General features: G+C 37.4%; 16 protein-coding genes. 14 read left to right on the top strand and 2 right to left on the bottom strand.

Annotated features, from left to right (window positions below; translation table 11 throughout):
* From K0B81_08950 to K0B81_08905, 10 genes are all read left to right on the top strand, one after another.
* A partial coding sequence (locus K0B81_08950; GenBank protein MBW6516722.1) for a ferredoxin family protein occupies positions 1-171 on the top strand: 171 nt, incomplete at its 5' end.
* Positions 172-184: 13 nt separating this feature from the next.
* Positions 185-1,267, top strand: a complete 1,083-nt coding sequence (locus tag K0B81_08945) for a 3-methyl-2-oxobutanoate dehydrogenase subunit VorB (GenBank protein ID MBW6516721.1) — start codon at positions 185-187, stop codon at positions 1,265-1,267.
* Positions 1,268-1,276: 9 nt separating this feature from the next.
* Entirely contained in the window at positions 1,277-2,032 is a 756-nt protein-coding gene (locus tag K0B81_08940) for a 2-oxoglutarate oxidoreductase (GenBank protein MBW6516720.1), read from the top strand.
* A 1-nt stretch (position 2,033) separates the two neighbouring features.
* The gene (locus tag K0B81_08935) at positions 2,034-2,570 is read left to right on the top strand and encodes a 2-oxoacid:acceptor oxidoreductase family protein (protein ID MBW6516719.1); all 537 of its coding nucleotides are present in this window, start codon (positions 2,034-2,036) and stop codon (positions 2,568-2,570) included.
* Between the two features lie 54 nt (positions 2,571-2,624).
* Positions 2,625-3,236 (top strand): penicillin-binding protein activator LpoB, encoded by a 612-nt coding sequence (locus K0B81_08930; protein MBW6516718.1) that lies wholly within the window; start codon positions 2,625-2,627, stop codon positions 3,234-3,236.
* A 2-nt stretch (positions 3,237-3,238) separates the two neighbouring features.
* The gene (locus K0B81_08925) at positions 3,239-4,612 is read left to right on the top strand and encodes a hypothetical protein (GenBank protein MBW6516717.1); all 1,374 of its coding nucleotides are present in this window, start codon (positions 3,239-3,241) and stop codon (positions 4,610-4,612) included.
* A gap of 44 nt (positions 4,613-4,656) precedes the next feature.
* Entirely contained in the window at positions 4,657-5,694 is a 1,038-nt protein-coding gene (locus tag K0B81_08920; protein ID MBW6516716.1) for an LPP20 family lipoprotein, read from the top strand.
* Positions 5,695-5,711: 17 nt separating this feature from the next.
* Positions 5,712-6,128 carry a secondary thiamine-phosphate synthase enzyme YjbQ gene (locus K0B81_08915; GenBank protein MBW6516715.1) on the top strand — a complete coding sequence of 139 codons (417 nt, stop codon included), beginning with the start codon at positions 5,712-5,714 and terminating at the stop codon, positions 6,126-6,128.
* Between the two features lie 27 nt (positions 6,129-6,155).
* A complete protein-coding gene (locus tag K0B81_08910; protein MBW6516714.1) occupies positions 6,156-6,362 on the top strand; it encodes a LapA family protein in 207 nt (68 codons plus the stop codon).
* A 96-nt stretch (positions 6,363-6,458) separates the two neighbouring features.
* Entirely contained in the window at positions 6,459-7,838 is a 1,380-nt protein-coding gene (locus K0B81_08905; protein ID MBW6516713.1) for a T9SS type A sorting domain-containing protein, read from the top strand.
* Between the two features lie 42 nt (positions 7,839-7,880).
* On the opposite strand, the gene K0B81_08900 is transcribed toward K0B81_08905, so the two are convergent.
* Positions 7,881-9,020, bottom strand: a complete 1,140-nt coding sequence (locus tag K0B81_08900) for a P1 family peptidase (GenBank protein ID MBW6516712.1) — start codon at positions 9,018-9,020, stop codon at positions 7,881-7,883.
* Between the two features lie 20 nt (positions 9,021-9,040).
* Positions 9,041-10,027: a D-alanine--D-alanine ligase gene (locus K0B81_08895; protein MBW6516711.1), complete on the bottom strand. Its 987-nt coding sequence runs from the start codon at positions 10,025-10,027 to the stop codon at positions 9,041-9,043.
* Positions 10,028-10,228: 201 nt separating this feature from the next.
* On the opposite strand from K0B81_08895, the gene umuD reads away from it, so the two are divergent.
* The 4 genes from umuD to K0B81_08875 all read left to right on the top strand — a co-directional run.
* Positions 10,229-10,687, top strand: a complete 459-nt coding sequence (gene umuD, locus K0B81_08890; GenBank protein MBW6516710.1) for a translesion error-prone DNA polymerase V autoproteolytic subunit — start codon at positions 10,229-10,231, stop codon at positions 10,685-10,687.
* Positions 10,668-11,966 (top strand): Y-family DNA polymerase, encoded by a 1,299-nt coding sequence (locus tag K0B81_08885; GenBank protein ID MBW6516709.1) that lies wholly within the window; start codon positions 10,668-10,670, stop codon positions 11,964-11,966. Before umuD ends, K0B81_08885 begins: the two co-directional genes overlap by 20 nt.
* Positions 11,967-11,974: 8 nt before the next feature.
* Entirely contained in the window at positions 11,975-12,646 is a 672-nt protein-coding gene (locus K0B81_08880) for an SOS response-associated peptidase (protein ID MBW6516708.1), read from the top strand.
* A 72-nt stretch (positions 12,647-12,718) separates the two neighbouring features.
* Positions 12,719-16,334 (top strand): hypothetical protein (locus K0B81_08875; protein ID MBW6516707.1); only part of this gene is annotated, 3,616 nt, incomplete at its 3' end.

The raw sequence follows: 16,334 nt of genomic DNA, 5'->3' as shown, positions 1-16,334 counted from the left end.
AAAGGTTGTGGTTTATGCATCGAAGCATGTCCGAAAAAGATAATCCGTTTCTCAGAGGAGATCAATGCTAAGGGTTATCATTATGCCGAATGCTTCGATCAGGAAGCTTGTATTGCCTGTAAACTATGCTACACTACTTGTCCTGATGTAGCAATCACAATCGAGAAGTAATAGGGAGGATGAAATGTCACAAAAGGTTTTAATGAAAGGTAATGAAGCGGTAGCAGAAGCTGCAATTCGCGCAGGTTGCCGATTGTATTTTGCTTACCCGATTACACCTCAAAGTGAATTAATTGAGTACATGTCAAGAATGATGCCTAAGGTGGGCGGTACTTTTATCCAAGCAGAAAGCGAAGTTGCAGCTATTAATATGGTTTATGGTGCTTCAGGTTGTGGAAAAAGAGCTATGACATCTTCCTCTTCACCGGGTATCTCTTTGAAACAGGAAGGGCTCTCCTATATTGCCGGAGCAATGTTACCTGCTTTAGTAGTAAATGTTGAACGTGGTGGTCCCGGCTTAGGTGATATTCAACCAGCCCAAGGAGATTATTTCCAAGCTACTAAGGGTGGTGGACACGGAGATTACAAGTTAATCGTTCTTACACCTAATAGTGTGCAAGAATTTGCCGATATGGCTGCGGAAGCTTTTGATCTTGCCGATAAATATCGCAATCCGGTGATGATCCTCTCAGATGGGCTCTTAGGTCAGATGATGGAGCCAGTAGAATTTAAACCGGCAAAGAACGAAGAAGAATTGGCTGAATTAGACAAACAGCATTTTGATTGGTGCATGCACCCCAATGTAGATGGACCTGATAGACATCATCATGAGATCAACTCTCTGGAAATAGATCCTAAAGTACTTGAAAAGCATGTCTTAAGGTTGGGTGAAAAGTACAAAGAGATTGAAAAGAATGAGGTCCGTTACGAGAAATATAATGTTAGAGAAGATAATGAGGTCTTGTGTGTTGCATTCGGTACGGCGTCTAGAATAGTCAAGTCTGCTATAACTGAGCTAACGAAAAAGGGACACAGTATTGGCCTTATTCGTCCAATAACAGTATGGCCTTATCCATATAAAGCCATAGCTGATGCACTAACTGAAAAAGTAAAGAAAGTTATCGTATTTGAGCTTAATTTAGGGCAAATGGTCGAAGATGTTAGGTTAGCTGTAAACGGTAAAGTTCCTGTCGAATTCCTCGGTAAAGTCGGGGGCATTGTATTCACCCCAGAAGAAGTTGTCCAGAAGATAGAAGAGAATTTATAGGGAGGAAAAATGGAAATAATAGCACAAAGACCAAAATCATTGATGAAAGTACAATTTCACTATTGCCCCGGTTGTTTACACGGAGTAGCACATAGATTGATAGCTGAAGCGATGGATGAGTTAGATATGAGAAACAAGATGATGGGTGTCGCCCCAGTCGGATGTTCAGTATTTGCTTATAAATTCTTTGATTGTGACATGGCAGAAGCAGCTCACGGTAGAGCTCCGGCTGTGGCAACCGGTATGAAAAGAGCCCGACCAGATATGTATGCTTTTACATATCAGGGGGATGGGGACCTTGCTGCTATCGGTACTGCTGAAATAGTACATGCCGCTAATCGAGGTGAAAAGATCTCTGTATTTTTCGTTAATAACGCTATATATGGTATGACCGGTGGGCAAATGGCACCTACTACTCTTCCTGGGATGAAAACCTCAACATCACCTTACGGTAGAGATGTTAATGATATCGGTTATCCGATAAGAGCATGTGAATTGCTGGCGACACTGGAAGCACCTTATTATATTGAAAGAGTATCACTTCTCTCGCCTCAGGATATACTCAAAGCTAAAAAATCTGTCTATAATGCCCTGAAATACAATAAAGAAGGTAGAGGATTTACCTTTATCGAATTCATTTCTACTTGCCCAACTAATTGGGGAGTAGATCCGTTAAAAGCTCGTGAATGGGCTAAAGAAAACATGCTAGCTTTTTTCAAATTAGGTGTCTATCGTGATAAATCAAAAGAAGAGGGGGATGAGTAAAATGAAGATTGAAATGATCTGCTCCGGATTTGGTGGGCAAGGTGCTTTGACAGTCGGTAAATTTATCGCTCAAGCCGGTATGGAAGAAGGGAAAAATGTCTCATGGTTACCTTCTTATGGACCAGAAATGCGAGGTGGAACTGCAAATGTCTCCGTTGTTATCTCTGACGAAGAAATTGCTTCTCCTTTAGTTTCTCACCCCGATTTACTCGTTGCTCTCAATCAACCCTCTTTGGATAAATTTGGTCCGGTGACTCGTAAAAATGGTGTAATCTTTGTTAATACCGATATGTGTCCTCATAAACTTGAACGAGAAGATGTGGAATTTGTATATGCCCCGATGTCCAAAATAGCTAGTGAAATTGGTTCTTCTAAAGTTTTAAATATGGTCTCTATTGGTATGATAATTGGAAAAACCGGACTAATTAAATATGAAACCTTAGAACGCGGATTAAAAGAATTCATGGAGAAGAAGAACCCTGGCCTCCTAACAGCAAATTTAGAAGCTATCAAAAGAGGTATGGAGTTGGTAAAATAAGATCATATTGTAATAAAAAACACGTCTGAGTCGTTAACATAAGGAGGTTTCATTATGAAAAATAAGTGTTTGATTGCTCTAATTGTTTTGCTGATATCGTTATCTCTGATTGTCGGTTGTTCCCAACGAAAAACCGTTCAGAGAATATCAACCGAAGAGGCAATTGATCTGAGTGGAAGATGGAATGACACAGACTCCCGTCTTGTAGCAGAACAAATGATTAACGATGTCTTAGCTCGTCCTTGGCTGGGAGATTTTAACTCGCAACATAGTCAGCAACCTGTTGTAATTGTTGGAACTGTTCGGAACTTAAGCTCTGAGCATATAGATACCGGTACTTTTATCAGAAATATGGAAAGAGAACTGATAAATAGTGGGAAAGTACGCTTCGTAGCAGCGAGAGATGCTAGACAAGAAATACGAGAAGAGAGACTTGAACAACAGATTTATTCCAGTGAAGAAACTGCCGCCCGACTTGCTGCAGAAACCGGTGCTGATTATATGTTACAAGGAACGATTAGTACGATCATCGATACAGAGGGAAAGCAACAGATTAAATACTACCAAGTTGATTTAGAATTGATTAACATTGAAAGCAATGAAAAGGTTTGGATAGGCAATAAAGAGATACGTAAGTTTATTACACGATCCAGAACCAGCTGGTAATTATGAAGAAATGGTTATTGCTATATAACATAGCAGTAGCAGTATTTATTCTCAATAGTTGTGCTTCGGTAATTACCCGAACCACTCACTTCAGAACAGTAGACTCTCTAATTGAAGAACGAGATTTTTTCTCTGCAGCCAAAGAATTAGAGGCGGGGAAGAATAGATACTATCAGGCAAAAGATAGAGTCCTCTACTATTTAGATGTGGGAATGCTCTATCATTATGCAGGAGATTATCAAAAGAGTAACGAGTTCCTGACTGAAGCAGAATATGCTATAGAAGATCTATTCACCAAAAGCGTCTCGCGAGCTGCTGTCTCACTCCTGCTTAACGATAATGTCCTTGAATACTCCGGTGAAGATTACGAAGATATCTATATAAATATCTTCAAGGCATTAAACTTCCTGATGTTAGATGAATTTGATAAGGCATTCGTTGAAATCCGCCGAATAAATGATAAACTAAATGTGTTAGAGGATAAATACGGGAATCTGGCAAAATCCTATCAACTCACCGAAGAGGCAAAGGTTGATATCAAACCGGGAACTAATCGATATCATAACTCAATTCTGGGACGTTATCTTAGTATGCTTATTTACAGGACTGAAGGGGAAATGGACGCCGCCAGAATAGATTACAATTATATTGTTGATGGTTGGCAACAACAATCTCATATTTACAATTTTGCCAAACCTGAGATCTCTTCTCATCTCAATACCAATAACAAAGCCAAGGTCAATTTTATTTCTTTTACTGGCAGAGCTCCTCTGAAAAGAGCTTATGAAAGGCGAATTACAACATTTGAAAACCATCTGATCGTCTCCGGGAATGAACCTACAGAGTTTGCCGATATCATAATCTGGCCAAGTTTAGATAAGGATTTACATTTCAAATTCTCCATCCCCTTCCTGCAGAAAAGAGAGTCACAGATTTCCCGTGTTAGAGTTTATGTTGATGATAATATTATTACAGAGTTGAGCAAAATCGAAGATATCAATAAAGTAGCTACTGAGACCTTCAATGTCAAAGCTCCCATTATCTATATAAAATCAGTTATTAGAACCGTGGCTAAAGGGCTGATTGCAGAACAAACCAAACAAAGAGTTCGCTCGCAAAGTAGTGAATTAGGTGGGTTTCTATTCAGAGTATTTGCCGATGTTGCTGTAGATATTTCAGAGAGTGCTGATTTACGAATTGCCCGATACTTCCCTGGTGAAGCACTTATTAGTGAAATCGAGTTGGAACCAGGGATCTATGATTTTCGGGTTGCATACTATAATAAATACGGTTCTATAGTTTTCGAAGATCGCTATGATAGTTATGAAGTGAAGTATTCCGGTCTGAATTTAATCCGCTCCTTTTGTTTAAATTGATCTAGTAAGAATATGATTAGAAACAATATCTTAAAGAGGTAAAAATGAAAAAGATTACTCTTATAACCATTTTATTACTCCTAGTTTTTATTGGTTGTATTTCAGCTCTATCAGCTCGTCGTGATGTTAACAGGCAAAATGAGCGACCACAATGGTTGATAAATCCGCAGTCTCTTTATCCTGAGTCTATGTATATGATCGCCATAGGAGAGGGAGATAATCGCAGTAGAGCAGAAGCTGATGCTGCAGCAAATTTAGCAAAAATTTTTGAAACAAGAGTAGAAGCTGAAGAAATATATCAAGAGAGATATAAGGAGATGATCTCTGAGAGATCATTACAAGCAGAGATATTGACCGATATAGATAGATCTGTTGCTCTATCTGCTTCTCAAACTCTATACAATATCCAATATGCAGAAAGTTATACTGATGATTTAGGTAGAACCTATGTCCTAGCATACATTGATCGACATAGGACCGCAGATATATATATGAACATGATTGAAAATCACAATCAGCGAATTGTCTCATACTTAGACAGAGCAGAAAACAGTGATTATATTCTTCATAGATATGCTTATTGGAGTGCAGCAACAGTAATTAGTACAATAAATGAAGATCTGTTAAGTCAGCTTCAAATTATTGCTCCAGATTATCGGTCAATGATTATGCTCGATTACGATCACAATGAATTACTTCTCGATACACGTAATCTGGCGCATAATCTTAAATTCAAGATTAACCAACAAAATGATGAACATAAAAGAATCTATTCAGTAATATCAGAACTCTTAACCAGCCATGGTTTTACGATAGATGAAGAAGGTGAAGTAACTATTGATTATGAAGTGTTATTGGAAGATGTTGATTTACAGAGAACTGAAAAGTTTGTCCGTTGGCATCTCAATATTCATATGAACGATGGTGAGGGTAGAATGGTTATAACCCACTCTCAACGCGGCAGAGAAGGACATATCAATCAACCGGAAGCAGTAGCACGTGCATATAAAGCAATGGAAAGAGAAATCCGCCAAGATTTTAATCGGAAGATCTTCTCTTACTTTGATAAGCTTGCTAACTAGTTTATGTTGAGGTTAAAATGAAATCAATTCGTAAAGAACTCTGGTTTGAAGTGCCTACCCGCAGGGCATTGATCAATATTACTCATCAAGTTGAAGAGGTTTTAAGAGATAGTGGGGTTAAAGAAGGCATTCTTTTGTGTAATGCCATGCATATCACTGCCAGTGTCTTCATAAATGACGATGAACCGGGTTTACATCACGACTTTCAAGTATGGTTGGAAAAATTAGCTCCGGAAAAACCTTATAATCAATACCGACATAACGGATATGAAGATAATGCTGATGCACATCTAAAAAGAACAGTCATGGGGAGAGAAGTTGTCGTAGCTATAACCGATAATAAACTTGATCTTGGTCCTTGGGAACAGATATTCTATGGAGAATTTGATGGAAAAAGAAAAAAGAGAGTGTTAATCAAAATAATTGGTGAATGACCCTATTAACAAACAAAGGAGGTTGTTATGAATCCCAAAATTATCCTTTTAATAGTCCTGGCTATAATTTTTATCATTCTAATCGTTCAAAACTCCAAACCGATTGAGGTTGATATTCTATTCTGGAGTATCAATATGTCACAGATTATCGTCTTTTTCCTTATCCTTTTAATAGGTTTTGTGGGAGGCTATATAGTTGCTAAGCTTGAAAATAGAAGAAAACACGAGATTTAAACGGCTTTGAAACAACTTTAACAACAATATTTTACTAGACTTATTTAACTACTGTCATCTAAAAAAGCAACTAACAATATCAAAGGAGGTGTTGTAATGTATAGTAAAAAACTTATCCCTTCAATGACTATGATAATGCTGCTAACTCTTATCAGTGTCACTCTCTTTGCTGAGATGGACATAAGAGTACAAGAAGATATGAGGGAGATTAAAGAAAAATATCGAACTGCTTTCAGAGATTTTAGAAATTTAATCAGATTTGCGCCTAATTCGACCCGAGATTTAGCAATGTCTGAAATGATTTTTCAGTTTATTGATTACGATACAGAAGATTGGGAAAATTCTGATAAATCCAATTTCAGTTATGATGTTCATGGGAGGATGCAGGCAATATATCATTATTGGTGGGATGATTATGAAGAGCTATGGGTTGATCATCCAATAACGACCTTTTTAAACTGGGACGATAATGATAATTTAGTTGAACTTATCTATCATTTTTATGAGGAGCCCTACGATTTAGTTTTTTCTGTTATTACTCAAACATTTAATGCCAACAATCAGATAACCAATGTAATAATGGAGTTTTATGATGAAGATGAAGAAGAATTAGTTCTCTGGAGAGAGATGGAGTTCTACTATGATAACAATGGATTTGCTGAATGGTCTTTGATGATCGATTATGAGTATATGGAATACGAAAGAATCAGTATTTCTTATGATGATTCCGATCGCTTTAATGAAATCTTAACTGAGTATTCACCAGATGCAGATATCTGGTATCCTTCTGAATTATCGCTGATAGAATATCACCCTAATGATAATAGCGGTTATCAAGAATTTCAGGACTTCATCAACAGTTTTGCCCTGATGATCGGAATGGATGATCCAATATGGCTACCTCAACCAATGTTTCTCACCGAAACTCTTCATGACTGGGAAAGTGGAGATTGGCATCCCGTTGAAAGAGATGTCTTTACTTATTATCCCGATAACACGTTAGAATCAAGAATTTATGAAGTTTATTTCGTCGAATGGTATCCTGAAAACCGTATTTATTATTTATACAATGTCCGAGATCAACTGGACATGATATATCTTCAATACTATCATTATTTTGAAGAAGAATGGGTCGATTACGAAAGATATCTAATAACAATGTCTGAAACATCTAGTATCGAAGATGATTATCTTACGCTACAACCCTTTAGAGTAGCTAATTATCCGAATCCCTTCAATCCAGAAACTACGATTAGATTCGAACTTCCCTTTGACCAGAAAACCGAACTTTCCATCGTCAATATAAAAGGACAGACAGTTCGAACTCTGCTAAATGAACTAAAATCAGCAGGTGTGCATCATATAGTTTGGGATGGTAAAGACAATAATGGCAAAACACTTTCATCCGGAGTCTATTTCTATCATTTAAATAGTGATAAGCAAACTTTATCGGGTAAGATGCTGTTGTTAAAATAAATAATCTTATGTGGAAAAAGGGCAGTTTAAACTGCCCTTTTTTTATTGGTTGATTTTCTTGCCTTGTTTAATTATTTTGACTATCTCATCATAAGGAATAGGCGGACTCTGATGGTCTTTTCTCCCGTGAATACCCTTGGAATAAAACATAGCATTCAAGACAGCTTCTTCGGTTGCTTCTATTACTCCTTCATATAGGGCATTTATGTGGGCATCATTGATGAATCTGATGCTTTGATGCTTAAATCTGTTACGTTCTTTGCGATAGAGTTTATTACCTACAGAAAAGGAGATAATGATTTCGCCACTTGTTGAGGCTGCATAGGAACCAACTCTGCCTAAACCAAGTGCAGCTCTTTTTGATAATCTGTTTAACTGACTGTTTAATAAAGGAGCATCGGTAGCAACTACCACAATAACAGAACCATAACTGTATTCTCTTCGCCCATCTTGAGGGAATAAAGGATCAAGCTCCCGACCTACAACTGATCCATCTATAGTCAAATTTCTCATCTTCCCAAAATTTGATAAAACCAAGACACCTATAGTATAACCCCCATCTTCGGCGGGAAGAATACGAGAAGAACTACCTATTCCCCCGGCAAAATCAAAAGTTGTCATACCAGTGCCTGCTCCTACCGAACCCTGTTTGATGTACCCGCTGCGAGCTGATTCAAAAGCTCTGATAACATCTTCTTCTTTGATTCTACTTATTCTCACATCATTTAAAAAAGAATCATCGGTCTCCCCTATGACAGGAATAATCACGTCGGAATCTCGTCCTAAATCGGGATACTTACTGCTAATATGTGAAATGACACCGCTATGAACCTGACCAATTGACATTGTGTTAGTCAGTAAGATCGGGGTCTCCAGCCATCCCCACTCCATTACCTGAGTAAAACCGGTCATTTCTCCTATTCCGTTAAGGATAAAACCACCAGCAACGAATAATCTATCGAGTAGGGAATCATAGGCGGGTAGAATTGCCGTAACACCAGTTCTTACACAACTCAAATCCTTTGTTCTCGGTACCCTGACTCCATCTTCAATAATAGTAGTATGCCCTACCCGGACACCGTATACATCGGTTATGGCGTTATACTTACCGGTTTTAAAGCGACCGATTGTGATCCCTAAATCTCGAATACCTGTTCTTTTTTCCTGCTCTTTTGGATTCATAACTCCTCACAAGTTAAACTCTATTTATTTTGTGGCGTAATTCTCTCTTTCGCCGATTCAATGATACGATAAATTAGTTCTTTATATGAGATATTAAAAAAACTACATATTATTGGCAGATCAGAATGCGTAGGGTGTAATCCGGCTAATGGATTGATCTCCAAAAATTGTAATTCACCATTCTCATCTTCTTTAAAATCGACCCGTGATGAATCACGGCAGTTTATGCCTTTGTGTACAATCAACGCCATCTTTTTGGCTTTCTCGGCAGTCTCGCCCGTTGCAGGGATATAATCTATCAATTGTTCACAGAGCTCTTTTGCTTTATACCCATAAACCTCGACATCTGATGTTGGTTTCAACACTACCTCCATCACTCCCACTGTCTGTGTTTTTGCCCCAGTACCAATGATACCGACAGTGAATTCTCTACCGGGTAAATACCTCTCCACTAAAACAGGTTGTTTGTATGTTCTGAGAAGATCTAGACAAGTAGCTTCCAATTCTTCTTTATTATTGATAATTGATCGGTCATTAACACCTCTTCCTGTACCCTCTGCAACAGGTTTTGCGAATAAAGGAAAAGGCAGTTTCACCAGAGAAATGGCATCTTCTGTTCTAACAGAGAAAAAATCGGAAGTGGGAATACCCAAATCACTGACTATTCGTTTTGTTAATGCCTTCTGTAGAGCTACTGCTAAGACAATCGTATCAGAGAAAGTATAGGGTATTCGATAGGCATCTAATACTGCCGGGACTTGAGCTTCTCTCCCCATACCATAGACACCTTCAGCGATATTGAAAACCAAATCCCATCTTTCACCTAAGGCCAGTTTTGATACTAGGCTTTTAATATTACCAATCTTATCTATCTGATAACCTAAATCACGAATGGTTTCTTCTAAGGCATCTATGGTACTAACACTATCCATTTCAGCAGTTTCTTCTTCCGTTAAACCTTCTTTCAGATAATTATCCCGTAAGTCATAAGTCAATCCTAATTTCATCTCCCACTCCATATTGTTTCTCATTGATTTATAGCAGTACCACTTATCATTGATAACAGGTTAACTCTATCTTTTTATTCTTAAGATACTAATATGATGTCAATGAAATATTTTTTTGCTAGCTCTTACTCCTTTGTTGTTGAATATCTACTTGACGGATTGTTTAAGAAAAGTAAACTATTTATCAAGGAATCAGATGTTATGAAAGATAAAAAGAGCGTGTTGCATACAGATGACACAATAAAGGCAATATATAGATATGATGCCAAGAAAAAGGTTTTAAGACCCTTGATAGGAATGAAGATTCCTGCCGGATTCCCTTCACCGGCCCAGGATTATATAGAAGATTCCCTCGATCTTAATGAATATCTTATACCACATCCTGCATCGACTTACTTTGTAAGAGTAGATGGTGATTCTATGGTTAATGCCGGTATATATCCTGATGATATTCTAATAGTTGACCGATCTCTAGAAGCATCACATAATAGGGTGGTTATAGCTTTCTTAGACGGCGAGTTAACCGTTAAGAGATTACAGATTAACAATGGTAGATACCTTTTGGTTCCTGATAACAAAGCATATCCTTCCATCCAGATAGAAGATTGGATGGAGATGACTATCTGGGGTGTTGTTAGCTATGTCATCCATAAAGTATAAGAAGAGCGATCGAGAGCTTTTCGCTCTCATAGATTGTAACCATTTTTATGTCTCTTGTGAGAGAGCGTTCAGACCAGATCTTGAAAAAAAACCGGTTGGTATCCTTTCTAATAATGACGGTTGTATAGTAGCACTTTCTCCTGAGTTAAAAAAATTGGGTATTGAGCGGGGAGTTCCCTATTTCAAGATCAAACAACTCTTGAAGAAACATGATATCACGATTTTTTCTTCAAATTACTCACTTTATGGTGATATGTCATTCAGGGTAATGTCTTTACTCTCCCGCTTCAGCCCTGATGTCGAGATCTATTCTATAGATGAGGCGTTTCTTTCTCTCTCTAAAATGGAGATATCAGACATCCGAGCTTATGGACATACCATTCGAAACACTATTCGTCAATGTACCGGTATTCCCATATCGGTTGGGATTGCTCCTACAAAGACTCTTGCCAAGATAGCCAACAAAGTAGCCAAAAAAGCACTGACTGAACAAGGTGTTTTTGTGCTCACTGATCCTGATAAAACAACAGAACTACTTCATCAAACACCAGTAGAAGATATCTGGGGTATCGGATATCGTTATTCGAAGATGTTGAAGAAAAACGGTATCTATAATGCCTGGGAGTTAACACAACAACCAAATGACTGGATAAAGAGCAAGATGACAATAGTCGGATTAAAGACTGTAGAAGAGTTACGAGGTAATTCTTGTCTCAATATGGAGTTGGTGAATGAGCCCAAAAAAGGGATCATATCTTCTAAGTCTTTCGGTAAAAGTATTGATAAGATAGAGGATTTACACGAAGCAGCTGCTTCATATTGTTTAAACGCAGTTTCTAAACTCAGACAGCAAAAATCATTAGCTCGTCGCCTATTGCTCTATTTAACAACCAATCCCTTTAAGAACGAACCGCAATATGCCAACTATCGAGAGTTAAAGTTATCAGGTTACTCAGCATACCCTCCTGATTTCATTAAAATTGCCGGTCAGATTCTGGACAATATCTATCGGGAAGGATTCAGATATAAGAAAGTGGGTGTCATGATAACAGATATAATTCCTGAAGACGAAGCACCAATAGACCTGTTTGAAACTGCTTATCCTGAAGATAGACGTTCCCAAATAATGCATTGTATGGATAGAATCAATAGGAAATGGGGAACGGGAGCTATAACTTTTGCCGGTGCCGGAATAAAACAAGAATGGCAAATGAGAAGGGAGATGCTCTCTCCCAGATACACGACATGTTGGCAAGAACTGCTAAAGGTTAAGGCATAGGAGATCTTATGTGTGGTCGTTTTGCCCTTTTTTCCAATATCAAAGTTATCCTGGAATATGCTGACCTGATTGATAGTGATATTGAATGGTCACCGCATTATAACATCTCTCCAAGTATGATGATACCCGTCTTGATAAAAAACTCTAAAACTCCGGTGATAGATCTTCAAAAATGGGGTTTAATTCCTAACTTCTCTTATTCGACAGATAAAGAAAAAAATGCCTTCTCTGTGATCAATGCTAAATCGGAAACTATCACAACTAAACCGATGTTTAAAAACTCATTTAAATATCGGCGATGCTTGATACCGGCTAACGGCTTTTATGAATGGCGGAAATCAGACAGACAACCATTCTTCATCAGAGTAAAGGACCTTCCATTGATCTTTTTTGCCGGAATATGGAACAGCCCAAAAGTCGAGAATCATACTATGCCGAATAATTTTACCATAATTACTGCCAACGCCAATGAAAAACTGCAACCAATTCATAATCGAATGCCGGTCATTTTCCGTCCGGAACAGATTCATGCCTGGCTTTTCAATTCAAATCAGACTGAATTAATTGAGATGTTGAAATCATTCCCAGAAGAAGATATGATAATTGAACCGGTCTCTCGTGAAGTAAATTATAGTAGAATGGATCACCCCGGTTTGATAGAAAAAATTGAGACTCTTTGAAATATAATAACATAGAAATACCTTGTTAGACGTCAAATTATATATTCTTTGATAGAGAAGTAGAATAAGATAATGAAGTTTATTAGCTGTGATATAGGAACCAAAACTTTAAAAGCAGTTATATCTGATGAGGGAAAATCGCACCAATATGTCCTCCAAGAACATTATTCCAATCCGGCTAAAGAGATTGCCAAACTTTTAGAAAGAAATGCAAACAATGATATCAGAGGTTTGGTAACCGGAAAGTATCTTAAAATACTCTCGGATGATAAAAGATTCATCCCGATTGATTGGACTATTCCTGTAATAGGGTATCTAAATAAACAAAGCAATGGTGTTTCTTTTATTATCGATATTGGTGCTACTTCTCTCTCCTTATTGGAAATTAGAGATGGTAAATTTCACCGGTTTCAGACTAATTCATTATGCGCTTCAGGAACCGGATCATTTTTAGACCAGCAGATGTTGCGCATGGATCTCTCTTTTTCTGATATTGAACAAATAAAACCAACTAATCGAATACCTGTAATAGCGAGTCGTTGTGCTGTTTTTGCGAAAAGTGATCTGATCCACCGGCAACAAGAAGGGTATACTATTGATGAACTATGGAACGGTCTTGTCAAAGGTATGGCTGAATCATGTTATGCAACTCTTTTGCGTGGAACATCTTTACATGGAAAAATTATGATAATTGGTGGGTTAATTCGTAATCCTCTTTTTTTTCATTACTTTTCTCAACTGTTAGATAACAATGATTTAGTAATCCCTGATAAACCAGAGAGCTTTATAGCACATAGCGGTATTAAATACCTGCAAGCTAACAATATCTCCACAAGTTCATTTGAAGGATTATCTGCTGGAAACAATATTGCCTATGAAAAGAAACTCGTCTTTAGCTCTCATACTGCCAATAAATTATCCGTTAATAGATCCTATGATGAGTTTGGAAATGAAATCAACATAGACAAGCAAATTAAAAACGCAAAAATACCAGTTTATTTTGGTGTAGATATTGGTTCGACAAGTACAAAAGGAATTTTGATAAACTCTGAGACCAAAGAGATTCTCTTTAATATTTACCGCAAAACTGCCGGAAATCCAATTTCTGCCTATCAAAAGCTTCTTAAAGGAATCAATATATATCAGGCAGCCCATAATGTTAAGTTTGTAGTTAAGGGAATGGGTACTACTGGAAGTGGCAGGAGAATAGTGGGAGCTTTTGCCGGCGCTGATTTGATATTAAATGAGATCACAGCTCATCTTAAGGGAGCCATCAGAGAATTCCCTACAGTCCGGACAATATTCGAAATAGGTGGTCAGGATTCCAAATACATCTTAGTTCATGATAAATGGATGAGAGATGCTAATATGAACTATGCCTGTGCAGCGGGGACTGGTTCGTTTTTGGAAGAACAAGCACAGATGCTCAATATCAAATTAGAAGATTTTGAAAAATTGAGTAGTGGCGTTGCTGCTCCAAAACTGAATGACCGTTGTACTGTCTTTATGGAGATAGATGCACAAAAATTAATTGTGGATAGTGTCTCAATCTCGGAAGTTGTGACCTCACTATTACATGCCGTTTGTCGGAATTATCTTCATCGTGTTGTTCAAAATCGTCCTATTGAAGAACCAATAATCTTTCTTGGAGCTACTGCCAGAAATCGGGGATTAGTTGAAGCATTCAGCAATATTCTCGGTAAGAGAATTGAAACTTCAAAGTATAGTCATATCATGGGTGCTTTAGGATTAACAGAACTCTTAAGTGAGCAAGCAGTAATTGAAAAATCTTCTTTTAAGGGTTGGGATTTGGATGAACAAGTGATAGAATTTCGTGAAAAGCACTGCGATAAATGTCAAAATCGTTGCCGGATTATGTATTTTGACTCAGCAGGTACAACTGTATCATGGGGTTATATGTGTGGTAAAGAGAATAACGATGAAATTACTGAAGATAGTTATGATCTTTTCTTTAAACAATCTCTGTCGAATAATCAAACTGTTTACAATGCTATCCCATCAGAACAAGTGATTTATCTCCCTAAAGCACTTTTTTATTATTCTCATGGAAAATTCTGGCAGTCTTTCTGGAATGAACTTGGTTTTAAAGTAATAGTTACTCCTGATACCGATAGAGATATAATTGATATCAGTTTAAAACAGAGCCCTAATGAGTTATGCTACCCAATGAAGTTAGCTATTGGTCATGCAATATATCTAATTAAGACAAAACAGACCCCGATCTTTCTGCCCTATATTATTAGAGATACTCCCAATCCAAAAACTATTAATTCTTTTTTCTGTGTAATTACGCAATCTTTGCCTGCGATTGTGAAAAATATCCTAAGTTCCAACAATCTACCGAATGATAAGCTGTTTTCTCCCGTGATTGATTTCAGTGAAGATTCTGATTCCAATATCGATCGTCTTACAGAGTATTTTTCAGACATATACTCAATATCAAGGCAAGATATTAAAAGAGCTTATCTCATTGCTCAGGACAGTTATTCAGAACAACTTACGAAATTATTAAGGAATAGTGAAAAGATCACCAAAATCCTGTCTCAAGAGAATAAACCTGTATTGGTAATAATGGGCAGAGCATATAATCTCTATGATGAATCATTAAATCTTAACCTTATCAAAGATACAAGTAAATATGGTTTTACTCTGCTACCATGTGATCTTATACCAACCAGTAGAAATGAAGTAACCACAGAAAATCGGAATATGTATTGGAGTTATGGGCAGAAATTTATCGCTATTGCGGAAAAATTAAGTCAATTTCCTAATTTCTATCCGATCTTTATCACTAATTTTAACTGTGGACCTGATTCTTTTCTTCTCAGTTTATTGGAAGATATTTGGTCGCATAAACCCTTTCTTATCCTTGAATTAGATGAACATAGCGGTAATGCCGGTTATTTGACACGCATTGAGGCATTTTTAGATAGGATTGAGAATTATGAACGAGAGAGTTTACAGCAAGATCCAACTAATTATAAAAGAACTATCGAACATTTACCGGATAAAAATAAAAAAATATTATTCCCCCCAATGCATCCGGTAGGAACTAATCTTCTGACTGCCTCATTTCGAGGTCATGGATATAATGCAGTACCTTTGACTAAGGAAGATCAAAGCACTTTCCAAAAAGGTAAAAGCTATCTTCGCGGTTCTGAATGTCTTCCGGCAGCAACGACTCTCGGATCTTTTCTCGACTATTATGATAATTGCATCGATGATGATGATCGAGAAACCTCACTCTTTATGCCCTGTGCTTCCGGACCCTGCCGATTTGGGCAATACAGCACTATTCATCAGATGGTTCTGAATCGTTTGCAGATAAACACCTCTCTGCTATCTTTTAACTCAGAAAATAACTATCGAGAGATTTCGGGAAGTTTACGATTATTGATCATGAAATCGATCATAATTACTGATATTATAATCAAACTTGGTTGCAGAGTGCGTCCCTACGTTGCCGAACCACAAAAAGTCGATCATATATTAAAGGTGTATACAGAGATTCTTGGTCAATCTCTCGAAAGGAGAAACAGTCTGAAGAAAGTATTGAGATTATTAGGCAATGACTTAAAAGGAATAAAACCTAATCTAACTGATTCAAAACCACTTGTAGGAATTGTGGGAGAGATATATGTTAGAAGTTCACCCTTCTCTAATGATA

This window comes from Candidatus Cloacimonadota bacterium, assembly GCA_019429305.1.
In the GTDB taxonomy this organism is placed as follows: domain Bacteria; phylum Cloacimonadota; class Cloacimonadia; order Cloacimonadales; family JAJBBL01; genus JAHYIR01.
This window is presented reverse-complemented; position numbering and strand designations above follow the sequence as displayed.

Coding starts and splice junctions, on each gene's coding strand:
- K0B81_08945 (MBW6516721.1), top strand. CDS start 185: ATGTCACAAAAGGTTTTAATGAAAGGTAATGAAGCGGTAGCAGAAGCT.
- K0B81_08940 (MBW6516720.1), top strand. CDS start 1,277: ATGGAAATAATAGCACAAAGACCAAAATCATTGATGAAAGTACAATTT.
- K0B81_08935 (MBW6516719.1), top strand. CDS start 2,034: ATGAAGATTGAAATGATCTGCTCCGGATTTGGTGGGCAAGGTGCTTTG.
- K0B81_08930 (MBW6516718.1), top strand. CDS start 2,625: ATGAAAAATAAGTGTTTGATTGCTCTAATTGTTTTGCTGATATCGTTA.
- K0B81_08925 (MBW6516717.1), top strand. CDS start 3,239: ATGAAGAAATGGTTATTGCTATATAACATAGCAGTAGCAGTATTTATT.
- K0B81_08920 (MBW6516716.1), top strand. CDS start 4,657: ATGAAAAAGATTACTCTTATAACCATTTTATTACTCCTAGTTTTTATT.
- K0B81_08915 (MBW6516715.1), top strand. CDS start 5,712: ATGAAATCAATTCGTAAAGAACTCTGGTTTGAAGTGCCTACCCGCAGG.
- K0B81_08910 (MBW6516714.1), top strand. CDS start 6,156: ATGAATCCCAAAATTATCCTTTTAATAGTCCTGGCTATAATTTTTATC.
- K0B81_08905 (MBW6516713.1), top strand. CDS start 6,459: ATGTATAGTAAAAAACTTATCCCTTCAATGACTATGATAATGCTGCTA.
- K0B81_08900 (MBW6516712.1), bottom strand. CDS start 9,020: ATGAATCCAAAAGAGCAGGAAAAAAGAACAGGTATTCGAGATTTAGGG.
- K0B81_08895 (MBW6516711.1), bottom strand. CDS start 10,027: ATGAAATTAGGATTGACTTATGACTTACGGGATAATTATCTGAAAGAA.
- umuD (MBW6516710.1), top strand. CDS start 10,229: ATGAAAGATAAAAAGAGCGTGTTGCATACAGATGACACAATAAAGGCA.
- K0B81_08885 (MBW6516709.1), top strand. CDS start 10,668: ATGTCATCCATAAAGTATAAGAAGAGCGATCGAGAGCTTTTCGCTCTC.
- K0B81_08880 (MBW6516708.1), top strand. CDS start 11,975: ATGTGTGGTCGTTTTGCCCTTTTTTCCAATATCAAAGTTATCCTGGAA.